Source organism: Algoriphagus sp. UBA3586 (genome assembly GCF_002376385.1).
Classification (GTDB): domain Bacteria; phylum Bacteroidota; class Bacteroidia; order Cytophagales; family Cyclobacteriaceae; genus Algoriphagus; species Algoriphagus ornithinivorans.
On record NZ_DFMT01000013.1, the window covers coordinates 36,147 to 51,527 of the forward strand.

The window sequence follows — 15,381 nt, forward strand, 5'->3', positions numbered from 1 at the left end:
TTACCGTCTTGATGTCTAAAAATCGTATCTCTATCGGTATGAGAAGAAATCTCTCCCCGAATAATTGGCATGTAAAATAAGCTTGAATTACCTACTCGGCTTAATATCCTGGGAATGGGATGGATAATGTTGAAATTAGAATGAAAACTGTAGGCGGGGCTTTCATTATTCACAATTTCAAGACTATTGGGTTTAGGTGAGTTTATCATCACCTCTCTAGGATGCTCTTTTGTTCCATTTATTGTTTCCTGAACTACCAGAAGCGTATCATTTTCTTTATAAAAAGATATAGGATGCCCCAGAAGTTTACTGCTTGTTGATTCAAATTTTCCTTCGAGGCTGTAAGTGAGAATAACCATTTTCTGCCAATCTGCCACATAGACAATGTTTTTCTTTTCATCTAAGTGAAGTGCATAGGGCATAGCATATTCATCTGGCCCTTCACCAAACTCTCCAATTTTCAAGAGAAACATACCATTATTATCAAATTTTAATAACCCTTGTTTTCTATCTAAAAGAAGGAAGAAGTTTTGCGAAAAAACCAAGTCTTGGATTGATGTAAGGGGAGGGTTTCCAAGAACCTCAAGGTTAATAGAGTCTAGTATTTCAATAATGAACTCTGGTGAATCGCCTTTCAAAAATTCAACATGAATTTCTACAGTATTAGCGGATTCCATTGTTCCGGTGTAGTCCTTTTTCTTACAGTATTGAAATAGGCTAGCTAAAATTAAAAAGAAGAATAATGTGGTATTTTCATTTTACATTTTCGAACCTTAGCTAACATGAGAGAGAGTAGTTTAATTTTAATCTGTCAGTTATTTTACCGCATTTAGTGCAACTCGAAACAGCCTAAAATAATCTCGCTCAACCTCCTCATCAGCCTTTTCCATCATCCAGAGTTGTCCATCTCGCAAAAGCATGCTGCTAGGCTCCAATCCCTGAGGAACAAAATCATTAAGAATATTTCCTGAAGAGTCAACTATTGCGATACGAGAAGGGTACTTTTTTTGCATCCTCTCTCGAAAGTCTTTGGCCTCGTCTTGAGATTTGTTTTCAAAATTGGTTTGTGTATCAAGTTGGTCGTACCCAGGAAAATATGCTACTAGAAAGAAGTTTTGAAATTTTTTAATATTTAAAATCATTCCTGAGGTAAATCGAAGTCCAAAAAATGAAACATCTTCAGAATATTCATCAGCACCTTTGAAATAGTTGTAACCCTTTAAATCTATGGGCAGAGTAGATTCTATTTCATAGGGAGGAGAAGCTTCAAACGTATAAATCACAGGTTCTAAACCGAATGCTACATGAATTTTTTTATTTTCTATGTGAAAAACCGGATCCCATGCATTTCGGAAAAAATACTTTCCACTTTTAAAAATACTGCTTTCTGGAAATTTAATGATCCCTTCTCTTTCCCCTGTTGCAGGATCTAACAAGTCCAATAAGTACATTTCATCATATCTACTCTTATTTGAATAATCGTTATCCTTGGGGGAATCCTGATTGATGTATACATATTTATCTCCCATTTTTTCCATCCCATGGCCCATCAACAAAGGGGAATAATTTGGAACTTGAAAATTAATATGTTTCACTTTTGAAATCAGTCTTCCATCAAAATTGTAGGTCATAAAACCATTATAACCATTGGCCAAAAATGAATTGTCATCGACAATTCTCAAAGTAGATGATAAAGAAGAATAAGTGTCGGGGTAATCCCCTGTTTTAGAAAATGAGGAGAAAACCAAACCTTCAAAATCGGCCAAATGGATATCTTCTGAAAACATGGAATAATTATGTACAAAAAGTATGGTCTTAAATTCAGGATGAATATCGTGAACATTGGGATTTCCTAAAAAATCTACTTTAATACTATCCAGCTTAACTAATTCGGGAATTTCAATTGATTTTAATCCCTCAACTTCTTCAGAGGATTTACCATCAGAGTTGCAGGAGAAAAAAAGAATTGAAGAAAAAAACAGCAAATAAAAAGATCTCATAGAAATTAGATTCAAGGAGTTAAAAAAAGGAGAGAATGAGGATCTCATTCTCTGAAACCATATTAAAACTTGATTTCCTAATTTAAAAAATTAAGCAATTACTTTGAACTTAAATCTTAAGTTATCATTAGAATTAACATTTTATAACTATCCGATTCATTTCAGAAACCGAATCCTAGTTCAATTGGATACCTGCCGGCTGATTCTTCAACTTAAGCTGTGGTTTTTAGGATTTGAAAAATTTATTTTGGCCAGACTGACTCATTGAGATAAAAAAAGCAAGGATTTACCCTTGCTTTTTAGATTGAACTCTACTGTCCCATATTTTTCGGCTTTTCGAAAGCAGAGTATGGATATCTCGTGAACTGTGTCAATTATTCGAAAATTTAGGAAAAGGAGAAAAATTAATCTAAAACATCTACTTCCAGTCAATAGCCCCTTTCCTTTAAAAATATTTTAATTACTTCCTCCCCTGCTTCATCGCCTCGGCCACCAGTTCTTGGGCAAATGAACCTTTGAGTTCGACGACCATCAAGTCGCCTTCATCTCCCCCTACCATCACTACCAAATCGGAAATGGTTTTTCCTCCTTTGGAATACACCACTATTTCACCTTTATCGGCCATCTCCATCAATAATTCATAGCGTTCTTTCTCTAATCCTTTTTTGAGCGCTTTGAATTCGACTCCACTCCGATCCGATTGCTCAGGTAGCTTGAAAAAATTCAGCTTCTCAATGGATTTGGCTACAGTAGCCATATCATCTTCATCAATATCAATTTTGAAACCCTCCGCAAAATTCAGGAAGTTTCCACCCAACTCCATGTTGAAGAAATCCTCATGTCCCTTGTATTTTTCTTTCAAGGCAGCGACACTTTTACTTTGAGCATTTGCAGCCAAGGCGAATCCCGCCAAGACAATTACTAAAATCAGCTTTTTCATTTTATGTAGGTTTAGTTTAATTATTTATTAAAGTCATTAAGAAAATTGCGACTTGGCAGAAAGATTAAGGAATAATTGTATTTCAAAATCCCCCTACCCTCCTTTTAAAAGGGGAATTGCTTAAGCATCCCAACCAAATCCCTCTTCTATTTAAGCCTGCTGAAAATTGCGGTTAATCCTCATTACTTTTTTCCTTTCGGTCCTTTTCCGTACTGATCCATGCCGGGGAGATTAGTTTTATCAGCCAACATATTCAGATCTTCATAAGTGAAGCTTCCCAGCAAGGAAATCATAGAAAATTCCTTCCCCTCTCCTGAAATCATCAAGAGCTCCCGGATCAAACCTCCTTCTTCCCGTATCATAAATTTCAGACTGGAACCCTTTTCCTGTACATCCATCAGCTCTTCATACTTATTCCTGGTCAATGTGCCCATCGCTTCCTTGTAGTAAGATTTTCCGTCTACTTCATCCGAAGAAAGAATTCTGATACCCTTGATTTTTTGAAGCAGTATACCTAGCTCCTTGGAGTCTTTTTCAGCTGCATTGCTTTTCAAAAACCCTCCGGCCATCTGCATCATTTTAGGAGATATATAAACTCGGCTGAACCGATCATCATCCATATATTTTGCGAAAAACCGCTGAATCGCATCTTCCTGAGCCTGCACCTTAAATACAAAGCACATGAGAAGAAAAGGAATGAGTAGTAGCTTTTTCATAATTTATTATTCTTCTGTTTTAAATAAATCTTCCGGCGCGGACAAATACTTTAAATCATTCATTTTTGACATTTTCTCCTGACCCTTGGATAAATTCTGCTGAATCAAAGAGAGTGCCGCCACCACTTCCCGATAAGCCTGCTCCTCCTGCTGTCTTTCGTAAACTCTCCAGCCTACATAAGATCCCAGCAGAATTGCGACAGATGCCGCCCAATTCAACCAGGCCAGGCTTCTCACCCTAACCCTTTTTGGAATTTTCACCCGGACAGGTTCCTCTTGCTTCATTTCATCCAGAAGCCCAAATAGCTGCTTTTCAGACTCAAAACCTTGGACTCTACTCAATAGGAGTTTGAGTTCTGCTTCTTCTTCCACACTGCTCGAAGCTTCCCAATATTTATCCAGAAGCTCTTTGATTCGCTCGTTCATTTGATTGATGCCTGTTTGGTTAATTGTTCCCGAATACTCTTCCTGGCTCGATGTAAGTTCACTTTGACTTGCTCTATGGAAATTTCCAGATATTCGGCGATTTCATCATAGCTCAAACCTTCCACTTCTCTCAGCTGGAAAACTTCCTGCTGCTTGGTCGTCAGATTTTTCATCAGGGAGAAAATCTTCGGGACTCGTTGGTCAATTTCCTCCTCTTCACTTTCTTGGAAAATCAATTCCGCCTCATCCTCTAAAGCATTGAGCTTAGCTGATTTTCTGAAATGCATCAAAGCCTCATTTTTCAAGCTCTTCACCAGCCAGCCTTTGAGATTGGGATGATTTGCCAATTCGTTTTGCCTTAGAAAAGAACGCTCGAAAACATTTTGTAGAAGGTCCTCTGCCAAGGATTTGTCCTTTACCCAAAGGAAAACCAAGCGGTATAACGCGCTTTTCATAGGCCAGATATGTCCTTCAAAAAATGAATTCATTCAGGTAGATGATGCAGATGGATTCCGAATGTTACACTTTTTTGAAAAAAATTTGGAAACAATCCGAAAAATCAGGAAACCCGAATCATTATTAACAGTTTCCTTTTCAGTTCGTTATGCTATGGTAAAGCGCCGAAAAGATTTTAGATTTATTTTAAATTATTTCAAAAAATAGTATGCATGCAGACTATTTCTTACTTTGCATTAATGAAATTGTCAAAAAAAGAGAGCGGAATAAGATCCAAAAGGGCAAAAAAAATCCCGACCACATGGGCCGGGATGGTGGTGATGAGTGGACTCGAACCACCGACTCACGGATTTTCAGTCCGATGCTCTACCAACTGAGCTACATCACCGTTCTGTAAAGTGATGCAAAGGTAGGTATTTGACTTTTCGATACAAATCATTTGAAAAAAAAATTATTCAAGTAAACCCAAACAAAACGCTAATCTCATCAATATGAGCTTTTTACCTCAAATCGCTTTTTTGGTCATTTTAGGAGTAGCAGGCTTCATTTTAGCCAAAAGGATCAAATTTCTGAAAAGAAACATCCTTTTGGGGAAGGCCGAAACCCGAAATGATCAAACCGACACTCGCTGGAAGACCATGCTTTTGGTAGCTTTTGGACAACAGAAAATGTTCAAACGTCTGATTCCCGCTTTCCTCCACCTATTAATTTATGTGGGATTCATTGTCATCAATTTGGAAGTGCTGGAATTTGTTCTGGACGGAATCCTTGGAACTCACCGACTCTTTGCACCGGCATTAGGCTCTGTCTATACAGTTGCCATGAATATCTTTGAATTCCTCGCCGTTGCAGTCTTGATCTCTTGCGTGGCTTTTCTTTGGAGAAGAAATGTCAGCAAAGTGCCCCGCTTCAACAAGCCCGAAATGAAGGGTTGGCCGAGCTTGGACGCCAATTTGATTTTGGTTATTGAGATTGTACTGATGTGTGCCATTCTCACCATGAATGCTACCGATCAAATTCTAGCCAATCGTGGAGATGAGCATTATACCATTTTAGGCACCCTGTTTTTCAGCAGTTTGATCCAGCCAATTTTTGAAGGCATGTCCACTGGTAGCTTGGTTGTGATTGAGCGCTTCGCATGGTGGTTCCACATTGCCGGAATTCTTGCATTCGCCATTTATGTCACCTATTCCAAGCACCTCCACATTTTCCTTGCCTTCCCAAATACTTGGTATTCCAATTTGAAGCCAAAAGGAGAGATGCCCAATATGCCAGAGGTGACCAATGAAGTCAATATGATGTTGGGAATCCCTTCGGAAACACCAGCAGATCCTCCTGCCGAAATTGGGAGATTTGGAGCCAAGGATGTCAATGATTTGACTTGGGTGAATGTATTAAATGCCTATTCCTGTACGGAGTGTGGTAGGTGTACAGCAGAGTGTCCTGCCAACCTAACTGGCAAAAAACTATCCCCGAGAAAAATCATGATGGATGTGCGTGATCGTGCAGAAGAAGTAGGTAAAAGCATAGACGCCGGCGGACCAGGTCTCGAGGATGGAAAATCCTTGCTGGGGGATTATATCACCAAAGAAGAGCTCAATGCCTGTACCTCCTGCAATGCCTGTGTGGAAGCCTGTCCTGTCAATATAGACCCGCTTTCCATTATTCTCCAGATGAGAAGGTATGTAGCCATGGAAGAATCAGGCACACCTGCCCAATGGAACGCGATGTTTCAAAATATGGAAACCAGCTTTTCACCTTGGAAATTCAGCCCTCAGGATAGATTCAACTGGGCTGATTCAGTCAAAGAAGAACAAGTCAAGTAATTCAGGTCTTGCTTCTCAACTCTAAAATCTAAAAGTCTAAAAAATGTCTACATATCAAGTACCAACCATGGCCGAAATGGTCGGCAAAGGAGAAAGTCCAGAAATACTTTTTTGGGTAGGCTGCGCTGGATCATTTGATGATCGCTACAAAGCAGTGACTCAGGCTTTCGTCAAAATATTAAATAAAGTAGGTGTTTCTTTCGCGGTATTAGGTCCGGAAGAAGCCTGTACTGGAGACCCTGCACGTAGAGCAGGAAATGAGTTTTTATTTCAAATGCAGGCCGTGGCCAATATTCAGGTAATGAATGGCTATGAGGTGAAAAAGGTGGTCACCGCATGCCCGCATTGTTTTAATACCATCAAAAACGAATATCCGGCTTTGGGCGGAAAGTATGAGGTAATCCACCATTCTCAATTCCTCCAGCAACTGATCAATGAGGGAAAAGTAGTCCTTCAGGGAGGGGGAGAATTCAAAGGCAAAAAAATCACCTTTCATGACTCTTGCTATTTGGGAAGAGCCAATAATGTATACGAAGCTCCAAGAGAAGTCATCAAGGCGCTGGACGTGGAATTGGTGGAGATGAAGCGTTGCCGTACCAAAGGTCTATGTTGCGGTGCAGGTGGAGCTCAGATGTTCAAGGAACCAGAACCAGGCAAAAAAGATATCAATATTGAACGCACTGAAGAAGCGTTGGCCACCGGTGCCAATGCCATTGCAGTAGGATGTCCGTTTTGCCTAACCATGATGACCGATGGTGTCAAAAACAAAGAGAAGGAAAATGAAGTCAAAGTTTATGATTTGGCTGAGATGATCGCCAAGGATATGGGAATTTGATTGATTGATTGAATCAATTTGACCCTTTTTGCCGTTAGGTAGAAAGGGTTTTTCTTTACCTAAAATTTCGAAACATGTACGTGCCATTTGATACCCTACCGGAGAATAGCAGAGTATGGCTTTATCAGTCAGAAAGAAAATTTTCTTCGGAAGAAATAAAGTTGATTCAATCCCGTCTAAGCCATTTTTGCGAAAGTTGGAATGCGCACGGGAATCCGCTCCCCACTTCTTTTGAAATTCTGGATGATCAAATTCTGGTCTTGGCAGTGGATGAATCTGCTGCTGGCGCTTCAGGATGTTCCATTGACAGTTCGGTGAGAACTTTAAGAGAGCTGGAACAGCAATTACGGGTGGATTTGACAAATAGCGGAAAAGTCAGCTTCAAGTCAGAAGATGGAGCCATAGAGGTTGCTCATGCGCTAAGTATAAAAAATAAAGTATTGGAGGGGGCAATTACCAAGGATACACCGGTGATCAACCCAGTTCTCCAATCAAAGAAAGACCTGGAAAATATCTGGATTTCTGCAGGGAAAAGTTGGTTAAACAAATATTTTCCAAATTAATTAGTAATATTCAGCATAGAGCAGCAAAGCAAGACCCATGAAACAACGATTTTTTGGCACCTTCCTTCTAGTTTTGACCCTTTTGGGGGCCTGTAAAAGCCTTCAGGAGAAAGGAACAGAGCAATATCTTTCTGGCCAATATCAATATGCAATCGGAACTTTTTCTCAGATTTTGGAAGAAGATCCGGATAATTTAGAGGCCAATGAGATAGTTGCCGAAAGCTATCGTCTTTCTAACCGAATTGAAAATTCTGCTCCTTATTACCAAAAACTAGTAGAAGAAGATCCTTCATTTAATCGCTATTTTTTCTTGGGGCAAAGTCTCAAAGCACAACAGAAAACAGAGGAAGCCAAAGAGGCTTTTGAAAATGCTAAAGCCTACACACAAGATGAAGCTCTTTTGGCAAGGGTTCAGCGAGAATTGGAAGCCATCAAATTAGCAGAAGGGATTGCAAATTATTGGCCTTATCATGAATTGGTCAATTACAGAGAACTGAATACTCCGGGACCGGATTATGCACCTATTGTCAGTGAAAACTTTTTATACTTTACCAGCGCGCGCCAAGCTTCAGGTATTTATCCGGCCACAGGGATGCCTTACACCAAGTTATTCCGAACCAGAGCCGAAGATTTGAGAGTGGATGTCAGCGGTATACGAACACTCCCCGAATTTCAAAATGAAGAGGGTTTGAATCAAGCTGCCATCGCGATCAGCCCGGATGGTAATACCATTATTTATGCAAGGGGGAACTCTACTTCTCCGAAAGACTTGCCTGAAACTGCATTATTTGCCTCTTATTTTAGAGGAGGAGGTTTTACACAGCCTATTTGGATGCCTGTCAATGAAGATGAGTTTTGGTGGAACTCAACTCCAGCTTTCAGTCCCGATGGCAATACCCTTTATTTTGCATCCAATCGCCCCGGAGGTTTTGGCGGCATTGATTTATACAAGGCAACCAAATTAGCCAATGGAGACTTTGGCAATGCAGTCAATCTAGGTCCGAATATCAATACCCCTGGAAATGAGCTTTTCCCAAGAATGGCTCCTGATGGGAAGTTTTTCTTTGCTTCAGATGGCCATCCCGGCTATGGAAAATTAGATCTTTTCGTGGCTGAAAACGACGAAAATGGAAAGCAAGTCATCAAGAATTTGGGAGAAAACATCAACAGTCCAGCGGATGATTTCGGAATCTTTTTTACGAATTACCCAAAAGAGGGCTTTCTTTCCTCTAATCGCGAAGGTGGAATCGGAGATGATGATATTTATTATTTTGTCGACAAAACGCCTAAGCCAAAAATTGTCAACGTTCTATTGAATGTAACTACTCAGGAAAGAGTAGCCGGACAGGCAAATCAGGTCTTGCCTCAAGCAAGGGTGGTTTTGTATGATGGCAACAACAAGCAAATAGGTGGTGATTTCTCCAATACCAATGGAAGAGTTAGATTCACCTTGACCCCAGAAGCAGATTATACCATCATCGCTTCGAAAAATGGGTACTTCTCAAAATCCATCCCATACACGACCAAAGGAAAAACGCCGGATCCATCCACCTTGGTGCAGGATGTCACCAACGTGACCTTGGATACCACTTTGGTTTTGGATCAACTGATTTTGGATAAATCCATCATCTTGGAAAATATCTACTATGATCTGGATAAAGCAGATATCCGAGCAGATGCCGCAAAAGAACTCGATAAGTTAGTGCAGATCCTGAAGGATAATCCTAGCATCAGGATAGAGTTAAGTTCCCATACCGATGATAGAGCTTCGGACTCTTACAACTTGAATCTTTCACAAAGAAGAGCCCAGTCAGCGGTGGATTACATCGTTTCTCAGGGTATTTCAAGAGATAGGTTGGTTGCAAAAGGATACGGAGAAACTCAGCTCATCATCCCGAATGCTCAAACCGAAGAAGAACATCAGGTCAATAGACGTACCGAGTTCAAGGTAATCGAGATTAAGGAGTAGAGGTTTTTTCGTGAAAGGAATAGGTGTTTGTTATATTAAAAAACACTTTTACTTCGAACGAAAAGTGAATACCCATTTCAAATAGGGTAAATGAGATTCTATTATTTCCCTGACCAATTAATAATCTTTAGATCTGAGACTGTCAATTTCACCTAATGCCAATTCCCCCTTTACAAAGGGGGTAAGGGGGATTTGTAAACACATTCAGTCTATCTGAGGATTTACATTTAAATCTGTAAGCTTTTTGAGGGCTAGTCAATTAAAAAATGAATTAAACTCACAGAAAAATCCCCCTAGCCCCCTTTTTTATAAATCTACTTCCCAAAGCTGTACACAGTTCCAAAGGGGGAATTGTAAGGTGCATCACCAAAGACCAATTTTCAAAATTTTACCTCAGCCTTCTTTCCTAACTATAAGCAAATCCCCCTTTACAAAGGGGGCAAGGGGGATTTTAATAGTTTAAAAACGTCTCAAAAACTTGTTCGTTCCCATCCATTTTTATCCTCCCAATCGTCTATATAGGCATTAATTTCCTCCAAAACAGAAGGCATGGATCTCTTGATTTCCACATCAGAAAATCTCAAAAAATTGAGCTCTAAACTCTCTAAAATTTTTTGTCTTTTTTGGTCAGAAATAACTGACTCTTCGTCAAAATGAGAATCTCCATCAATTTCAATTACGAGATTTAACTTTTTACAGTAAAAATCGACAATGAATTTTGATAAAGGTTTTTGCCTATTGAAACTATAACCTCGAAACCGAGAAGCTCGAAGTTGCTTCCACAAAAGAACCTCAGATAAAGTTGAGTGTGACCTCAATTCTCGTGAGAATTCCTTAAGTGATTTAGAATAGGGAATAAATCGCATTAAGGTTGAAAATCATTTTTCAACTAATTTAATAAATTAAAATAAGCATTAAATCCCCCTAACCCCCTTTTTTATCCCTTTTCTTCCCAAAATGGTGCACGTTTCCAAAGGGGGAATTGCAACGTATATCACCAAAGGCAGGAATATTCAAGAATACCTCCTCCGGATCTCTACTTTCTGCTTTTGTCGGGTCCAAAGGGCATGGGCTAAATCTGAAGCCAGGTAATCAGGATCGGATTCGTTAAGGATTTTTTTAAGCTTTTCCTCTCCTAAATCTATTCTGTAACAAACCTGTAAAAGTCGCTCAAAGTCCCTGTTTAGCATTTCCTGAACTGCCTTGCTGATGATTTTTAAATATTCCTCTTCGCTCATGGAGGCTGCCTGATCAGAAAGATTCAACTCCTTCTGAATCAATTCAAAGCTTTCAGAATTGATAGTTTGATCCATATACACATCAAAAAAGCCCCGCAATTGCGAGGCTGACTATTAGGATTCTTTTTCTTCTTTTTTATCCTCTGTATCTTCCAATACCTCAGGAGCATTGGTTCGGATAATTTTATACCAAGAAATCAATTTCTTGATATCGGAAGTATAAACTCTAGACTCATCTACATCAGGTAGAATATGCTTCATAAATGCTCTCAATTCAGCATCATCAGGATTGGCATCCAAACCCAAATCACCCTGAAATTCAGCTTCGATTTTTTTCATCACGGACTCCAAAGGCTCCGCTCCCTCTTCCGTAAGGGTATAAATTGAAATATCGCTAAGAATTGAGACTCTTTGAGCCATTCCCGCTACCATTTTCCCTTTTTTCTCATCCATGCTTTCCAAGATCACTCCTGATCTTGAAGGCTTCAACACTTTGTAAAGTCCCGGTTTACCGGATACGGTGGCTATATCTTTAAAATTCATAGGTTGTATTTTTCAGCTTGCAAATATAGAACTTGGGTCTAAATGACCTCACGGCTTTCGTATTCTTTCACGAGATCTAAGATAAATTCCTCCAAATCATCCTTTCCCTGTCCAGTTTCGGAACTGGTAATCAGGTAATCCGGAATTTCTTCGAAAATCTCATTCATTTTTTTGAGGAACTTCTGAATATTTTGATGGGTCTTACTTTTGGACTGCTTGTCAGCTTTCGTAAAAACGATTGCTGCAGGAACCCCATTGGTTCCACACCATAGCAAAAAGTCCAAATCGATTTTTTGAGGTTCTAACCTACTATCGATCAAAACAAAAACTCCACAGAGGTTTTCTCTTTTAGTGAGGTAGGTTGTGATCATATTTTCCCAACCTTCTTTCACCTTTACATTCACTTTGGCAAATCCATAACCCGGCAAATCCACTAAATACCAGCGATCATCGATTTTAAAATGATTAATCAACTGGGTTTTTCCAGGCTTCTGAGAAGTCTTGGCCAGCTCCTTCTTTCCGGTTAGCATATTGATCAGGGAGCTTTTCCCCACATTGGATCTCCCGATAAAAGCTACTTCAGCCCGATCAGGCTTTGGACAGTTGGAAGGATTATTATTGGAAACTACAAATTCTGCTTTTTGGATCATGACTCTTGTGTTCGCTGCAAAAATAAGGCTTTATTATTTAGCAAATGAATTCCATTCAAACTCAACAATTTTCAATTCCTCGGGTTTCTTGAGTAATATTGTGTCCCATTAGAATGATTTTGTGATGTCTGTCGTCCCTTACAAAGATAAAGAAGACCCGAAAAAAGCCCAGGTGGCTGAAATGTTCAATAATATCAGTCCAAAATATGACCTGCTCAATCATGTGCTTAGTCTTGGAATTGATATTATCTGGAGAAAGAAAGCAATCAAGATGCTCAAAAAAGATCAGCCAAAACTGATCTTGGACATTGCTACCGGTACCGGAGATTTTGCGATTGAAGCTTTGGCCTTGAATCCGGATAAAATCATCGGGGTAGATATTTCTGAGGGCATGCTTTCCGAAGGCCGAAAGAAAATGAAGAAACGTGGCTTCGAAGATAAGATCGAAATGCAGCTCGGCGATTCTGAAGGATTGCTCTTTGAGGATAATAAGTTTGATGCTGTCATCGTTTCATTTGGAGTTAGAAACTTCGAAAACCTGGAAAAGGGTTTGGCAGATATGTATAGGGTATTGAAGCCTGGAGGGAAAACAGTGATTTTGGAATTTAGCAAGCCGAGAGCATTTCCAATGAAGCAGGCATATTCCTTTTATTCCAATACTGTGCTTCCTCAAATAGGAAAGATTGTATCCAAGGACAATTCTGCTTATACTTATCTTCCTGAATCAGTACAGGCATTTCCAGATGGACAGGATTTTCTGGCGGTATTGAAAAAAGTTGGATTTCACAGCACTGTATGCAAACCACTTACTTTTGGAATAAGCTCGATTTACGTAGGGGAAAAGTAATTTTCCTGCTTTTTCTTGCTGTTCTATTTTCTTCTGAAAAACTGTCTGCCCAAGGACTGTTTGGAATGACCAGTACTTCCGGTTCGGATGATAAGCTGGTTTCCTATGGTTTCTTTCTGGCAGGTCACAACAGTACCTACCGTTTAGAGTATAGTAATGCGTTTTTAAATGCTGCAAACCCAGCTGCCGGAGATGTAAGGGCCATCTTCCCAAGATATAACCCCGGTTTTTCTTTGGGTTTCATCGGAATGCTACGATTTCATGATCAGGTTCAATTGCTGTTTACTCCCAAAGTAGGTTTTTACGAGTTTAAGACAGAAGTTCATTTCTTTCCAGACAACTTCCCAGGGAATAACACACCTTCTCCTGATGAACCTGTCAATTCCACTTTTGACATTCAGACTTATACTTCAGAGGCTACGATGGTGGAATTGCCTCTTTTGATGAAGTATAAATCAGTCAGGTTTAATAACACCCGAATGTATTTCCTTGGAGGTGGCAGCTATCAATTCAGAACCAAGTCTCAGGAAGAAGCAAATTTAGAGGATCTGGTTACTACTGGACAGGACTTCACTATTGAGATGGGAATGGGATTCGAGATTTATTTCAAATTTTTCAAATTTGCTCCTGAAATCCGCTTTTCTCATGGCTTGAATAATTTGTATCAGGCCGAAAATACCAATCCGGACATACGGGATGCACTCACCTCCGTCCGAAGAAAAACGATTACTTTGTATCTGAATTTCCAGTAAATTTTTCCCATTATCAGGTTTGAATTTTTGTTTTTTTCCAATTCCCCTAACTTGGGAATATGGAAAGAAAAATCGCATTGATCACAGGGGCTACTTCTGGAATTGGAAAGGCCTGTGCTCTTATTTTGGCAAAAAACGGTTATCATATCATCGCCACAGGCAGAAGAGCTGAAAGATTGGATGAACTCAAAAAGGAAGTCCCTTCAGGAATAGAGGTTTTGCCTTTGGTTTTTGATGTAAGAGATAAAGAAGCTGTATTTGGATTGATTGAGAATCTACCGGAAAACTGGAAAAATATAGAAATCCTGGTTAACAACGCTGGAAATGCGCATGGCTTAGATCCTATCCAATCAGGAAGTCTGGATGACTGGGATGCAATGATGGACATCAATGTGAAAGGACTCCTCTATGTTTCCAAAGCGGTAATTCCGGGCATGTGTGAAAGAAAATCAGGAACTATCATCAATATCGGTTCCATCGCCGGAAAAGAAGTCTATCCCAATGGAAATGTGTACTGCGGTTCCAAGCATGCTGTAGATGCCATCACCAAAGGCATGAGAATGGATTTAAATCCATTTGGTATCAAAGTAATAGGTATTCACCCTGGCTTGGTGGAAACGGAGTTTTCTGTGGTGAGATTCAAAGGCGATGAAAATCGAGCAGAGAAAGTTTATCAGGGATTTGAACCCTTAGTAGCTCAGGATATTGCCGAAATAGTAGAGTTCTGTGTAAACAGACCTTCTCATGTAGTTTTAGCGGATATTGTTGTATTGCCCACAGCTCAGGCATCCTCCACCCTAGTCAACAAAAAACTTTGAAAAAATTCATCTACATAGTATTGATCAGCATGGTGGCATGCTCGGCGCCCAAAAGCGATCAGGAAGTCTTTTCTGAAAGTCAAAGGCAAGAAGCTGAGGCAATCACGGCCCCTACCCTATATGCCGTTTCGGAACTGGAACAAAGGCTCATTGATCAAGGATTAGTGGACTTGCAGGAATATATCCCCGGGATCAGGGTAGAATTGAAGTATTCCACTACTGATAATTTTTTTGGACAGGATGTCTATGGAGAATTGGATAGAGCTTACCTACAGCCTGAGGTGGCGGATCAATTGAAAAAGGCCCAAGAGCTTCTCCAAGCAGAAAATCCAGATTATACGCTATTGGTTTATGATGGAGTCAGACCCCTCTCGGTTCAACAGATTTTATGGGACAATTTGGATAAGCCGGATAGTATTAAACCGCTTTATGTGGCAGATCCCAAAGTTGGCAGTTTGCATAATTTTGGTGTAGCTGTGGATTTGACCATTTATGATACCAAAGCTGATTCGGCACTGGATATGGGCACTGGCTATGATTACTTTGGCTACCCTGCTTATCCTGATCGGGAAAAACAAATGCTCGCCGAGAAGAAGATTACTCCTAATCAAGTGGCCAATCGTGAAATTTTAAGGAAAGTGATGAATGCTGCTGGATTCAAAGGGATAGGATCTGAATGGTGGCATTTCAACGCTTATACCCGAAAAGAAGCTGGGGAAAAATTTGAAATAGTTCAGTAAATCCAGCTCTTCACTCCTGCTGAATTCCTGATTAGCTTCCCCATTTTCTAAATGGGAATATT

General features: G+C 39.9%; 18 protein-coding genes and 1 tRNA gene. 8 read left to right on the forward strand and 11 right to left on the reverse strand.

All coding sequences use genetic code 11. The features are described 5' to 3' along the window. From B2906_RS03355 to B2906_RS03385, 7 genes are all read right to left on the reverse strand, one after another. A partial coding sequence (locus tag B2906_RS03355) for a 6-bladed beta-propeller (protein ID WP_286935606.1) occupies window positions 1-677 on the reverse strand: 677 nt, incomplete at its 3' end. A 138-nt stretch (window positions 678-815) separates the two neighbouring features. Then, window positions 816-2,000 (reverse strand): hypothetical protein, encoded by a 1,185-nt coding sequence (locus tag B2906_RS03360; protein ID WP_255590396.1) that lies wholly within the window; start codon window positions 1,998-2,000, stop codon window positions 816-818. Window positions 2,001-2,460: 460 nt separating this feature from the next. Further along, the gene (locus tag B2906_RS03365; protein WP_219957066.1) at window positions 2,461-2,940 is read right to left on the reverse strand and encodes a DUF4252 domain-containing protein; all 480 of its coding nucleotides are present in this window, start codon (window positions 2,938-2,940) and stop codon (window positions 2,461-2,463) included. Between the two features lie 182 nt (window positions 2,941-3,122). Further along, complete coding sequence (locus B2906_RS03370) at window positions 3,123-3,656, reverse strand: DUF4252 domain-containing protein (RefSeq protein ID WP_091652422.1); 534 nt, start codon at window positions 3,654-3,656, stop codon at window positions 3,123-3,125. Window positions 3,657-3,662: 6 nt separating this feature from the next. Further along, the gene (locus B2906_RS03375) at window positions 3,663-4,082 is read right to left on the reverse strand and encodes a hypothetical protein (protein ID WP_219957067.1); all 420 of its coding nucleotides are present in this window, start codon (window positions 4,080-4,082) and stop codon (window positions 3,663-3,665) included. Beyond that, window positions 4,079-4,537, reverse strand: coding sequence for an RNA polymerase sigma factor (locus B2906_RS03380; protein WP_255590397.1), 459 nt, complete (start codon window positions 4,535-4,537; stop codon window positions 4,079-4,081). The genes B2906_RS03375 and B2906_RS03380 overlap by 4 nt, the downstream gene beginning before the upstream one ends. A 313-nt stretch (window positions 4,538-4,850) precedes the next feature. After that, window positions 4,851-4,926, reverse strand: a tRNA-Phe gene (locus tag B2906_RS03385). 103 nt (window positions 4,927-5,029) lie between these two features. On the opposite strand from B2906_RS03385, the gene B2906_RS03390 reads away from it, so the two are divergent. The 4 genes from B2906_RS03390 to B2906_RS03405 all read left to right on the forward strand — a co-directional run bounded on the left by B2906_RS03390 (window position 5,030) and on the right by B2906_RS03405 (window position 9,731). After that, a complete protein-coding gene (locus B2906_RS03390; protein WP_091652414.1) occupies window positions 5,030-6,364 on the forward strand; it encodes a 4Fe-4S dicluster domain-containing protein in 1,335 nt (444 codons plus the stop codon). 43 nt (window positions 6,365-6,407) lie between these two features. Beyond that, window positions 6,408-7,199, forward strand: a complete 792-nt coding sequence (locus B2906_RS03395) for a (Fe-S)-binding protein (protein ID WP_219957069.1) — start codon at window positions 6,408-6,410, stop codon at window positions 7,197-7,199. A 74-nt stretch (window positions 7,200-7,273) separates the two neighbouring features. After that, entirely contained in the window at window positions 7,274-7,762 is a 489-nt protein-coding gene (locus tag B2906_RS03400) for a hypothetical protein (protein ID WP_219957070.1), read from the forward strand. Window positions 7,763-7,799: 37 nt separating this feature from the next. Continuing rightward, window positions 7,800-9,731: an OmpA family protein gene (locus tag B2906_RS03405; protein WP_219957071.1), complete on the forward strand. Its 1,932-nt coding sequence runs from the start codon at window positions 7,800-7,802 to the stop codon at window positions 9,729-9,731. 470 nt (window positions 9,732-10,201) lie between these two features. On the opposite strand, the gene B2906_RS03410 is transcribed toward B2906_RS03405, so the two are convergent. The 4 genes from B2906_RS03410 to yihA all read right to left on the reverse strand — a co-directional run bounded on the left by B2906_RS03410 (window position 10,202) and on the right by yihA (window position 12,162). Further along, window positions 10,202-10,597 (reverse strand): endonuclease domain-containing protein, encoded by a 396-nt coding sequence (locus B2906_RS03410; protein ID WP_219957075.1) that lies wholly within the window; start codon window positions 10,595-10,597, stop codon window positions 10,202-10,204. 147 nt (window positions 10,598-10,744) lie between these two features. Then, window positions 10,745-11,044 (reverse strand): hypothetical protein, encoded by a 300-nt coding sequence (locus B2906_RS03415; RefSeq protein ID WP_219957076.1) that lies wholly within the window; start codon window positions 11,042-11,044, stop codon window positions 10,745-10,747. A gap of 39 nt (window positions 11,045-11,083) precedes the next feature. Beyond that, window positions 11,084-11,512, reverse strand: coding sequence for a DUF5606 domain-containing protein (locus tag B2906_RS03420; RefSeq protein WP_219957077.1), 429 nt, complete (start codon window positions 11,510-11,512; stop codon window positions 11,084-11,086). Window positions 11,513-11,550: 38 nt separating this feature from the next. After that, window positions 11,551-12,162: a ribosome biogenesis GTP-binding protein YihA/YsxC gene (gene yihA / locus B2906_RS03425; RefSeq protein WP_091652395.1), complete on the reverse strand. Its 612-nt coding sequence runs from the start codon at window positions 12,160-12,162 to the stop codon at window positions 11,551-11,553. Between the two features lie 124 nt (window positions 12,163-12,286). On the opposite strand from yihA, the gene ubiE reads away from it, so the two are divergent. From ubiE to B2906_RS03445, 4 genes are read left to right on the forward strand one after another with little or no spacing between them, the layout of a single operon-like run. Beyond that, entirely contained in the window at window positions 12,287-13,009 is a 723-nt protein-coding gene (gene ubiE / locus B2906_RS03430; protein WP_091652392.1) for a bifunctional demethylmenaquinone methyltransferase/2-methoxy-6-polyprenyl-1,4-benzoquinol methylase UbiE, read from the forward strand. After that, window positions 12,958-13,761: a porin family protein gene (locus tag B2906_RS03435; protein WP_286935608.1), complete on the forward strand. Its 804-nt coding sequence runs from the start codon at window positions 12,958-12,960 to the stop codon at window positions 13,759-13,761. The genes ubiE and B2906_RS03435 overlap by 52 nt, the downstream gene beginning before the upstream one ends. A gap of 59 nt (window positions 13,762-13,820) precedes the next feature. Further along, window positions 13,821-14,579, forward strand: coding sequence for an SDR family NAD(P)-dependent oxidoreductase (locus tag B2906_RS03440; RefSeq protein WP_286935609.1), 759 nt, complete (start codon window positions 13,821-13,823; stop codon window positions 14,577-14,579). Further along, window positions 14,576-15,319: a M15 family metallopeptidase gene (locus B2906_RS03445; RefSeq protein ID WP_286935610.1), complete on the forward strand. Its 744-nt coding sequence runs from the start codon at window positions 14,576-14,578 to the stop codon at window positions 15,317-15,319. The genes B2906_RS03440 and B2906_RS03445 overlap by 4 nt, the downstream gene beginning before the upstream one ends. The last annotated feature ends 62 nt before the right edge of the window (window positions 15,320-15,381 follow it).

Excerpts from the sequence above, each read along its gene's own strand:
- B2906_RS03360 (WP_255590396.1), bottom strand. The coding sequence starts at position 2,000 with ATGAGATCTTTTTATTTGCTGTTTTTTTCTTCAATTCTTTTTTTCTCC.
- B2906_RS03365 (WP_219957066.1), bottom strand. The coding sequence starts at position 2,940 with ATGAAAAAGCTGATTTTAGTAATTGTCTTGGCGGGATTCGCCTTGGCT.
- B2906_RS03370 (WP_091652422.1), bottom strand. The coding sequence starts at position 3,656 with ATGAAAAAGCTACTACTCATTCCTTTTCTTCTCATGTGCTTTGTATTT.
- B2906_RS03375 (WP_219957067.1), bottom strand. The coding sequence starts at position 4,082 with ATGAACGAGCGAATCAAAGAGCTTCTGGATAAATATTGGGAAGCTTCG.
- B2906_RS03380 (WP_255590397.1), bottom strand. The coding sequence starts at position 4,537 with ATGAAAAGCGCGTTATACCGCTTGGTTTTCCTTTGGGTAAAGGACAAA.
- B2906_RS03390 (WP_091652414.1), top strand. The coding sequence starts at position 5,030 with ATGAGCTTTTTACCTCAAATCGCTTTTTTGGTCATTTTAGGAGTAGCA.
- B2906_RS03395 (WP_219957069.1), top strand. The coding sequence starts at position 6,408 with ATGTCTACATATCAAGTACCAACCATGGCCGAAATGGTCGGCAAAGGA.
- B2906_RS03400 (WP_219957070.1), top strand. The coding sequence starts at position 7,274 with ATGTACGTGCCATTTGATACCCTACCGGAGAATAGCAGAGTATGGCTT.
- B2906_RS03405 (WP_219957071.1), top strand. The coding sequence starts at position 7,800 with ATGAAACAACGATTTTTTGGCACCTTCCTTCTAGTTTTGACCCTTTTG.
- B2906_RS03410 (WP_219957075.1), bottom strand. The coding sequence starts at position 10,597 with ATGCGATTTATTCCCTATTCTAAATCACTTAAGGAATTCTCACGAGAA.
- B2906_RS03415 (WP_219957076.1), bottom strand. The coding sequence starts at position 11,044 with ATGGATCAAACTATCAATTCTGAAAGCTTTGAATTGATTCAGAAGGAG.
- B2906_RS03420 (WP_219957077.1), bottom strand. The coding sequence starts at position 11,512 with ATGAATTTTAAAGATATAGCCACCGTATCCGGTAAACCGGGACTTTAC.
- yihA (WP_091652395.1), bottom strand. The coding sequence starts at position 12,162 with ATGATCCAAAAAGCAGAATTTGTAGTTTCCAATAATAATCCTTCCAAC.
- ubiE (WP_091652392.1), top strand. The coding sequence starts at position 12,287 with ATGTCTGTCGTCCCTTACAAAGATAAAGAAGACCCGAAAAAAGCCCAG.
- B2906_RS03435 (WP_286935608.1), top strand. The coding sequence starts at position 12,958 with ATGCAAACCACTTACTTTTGGAATAAGCTCGATTTACGTAGGGGAAAA.
- B2906_RS03440 (WP_286935609.1), top strand. The coding sequence starts at position 13,821 with ATGGAAAGAAAAATCGCATTGATCACAGGGGCTACTTCTGGAATTGGA.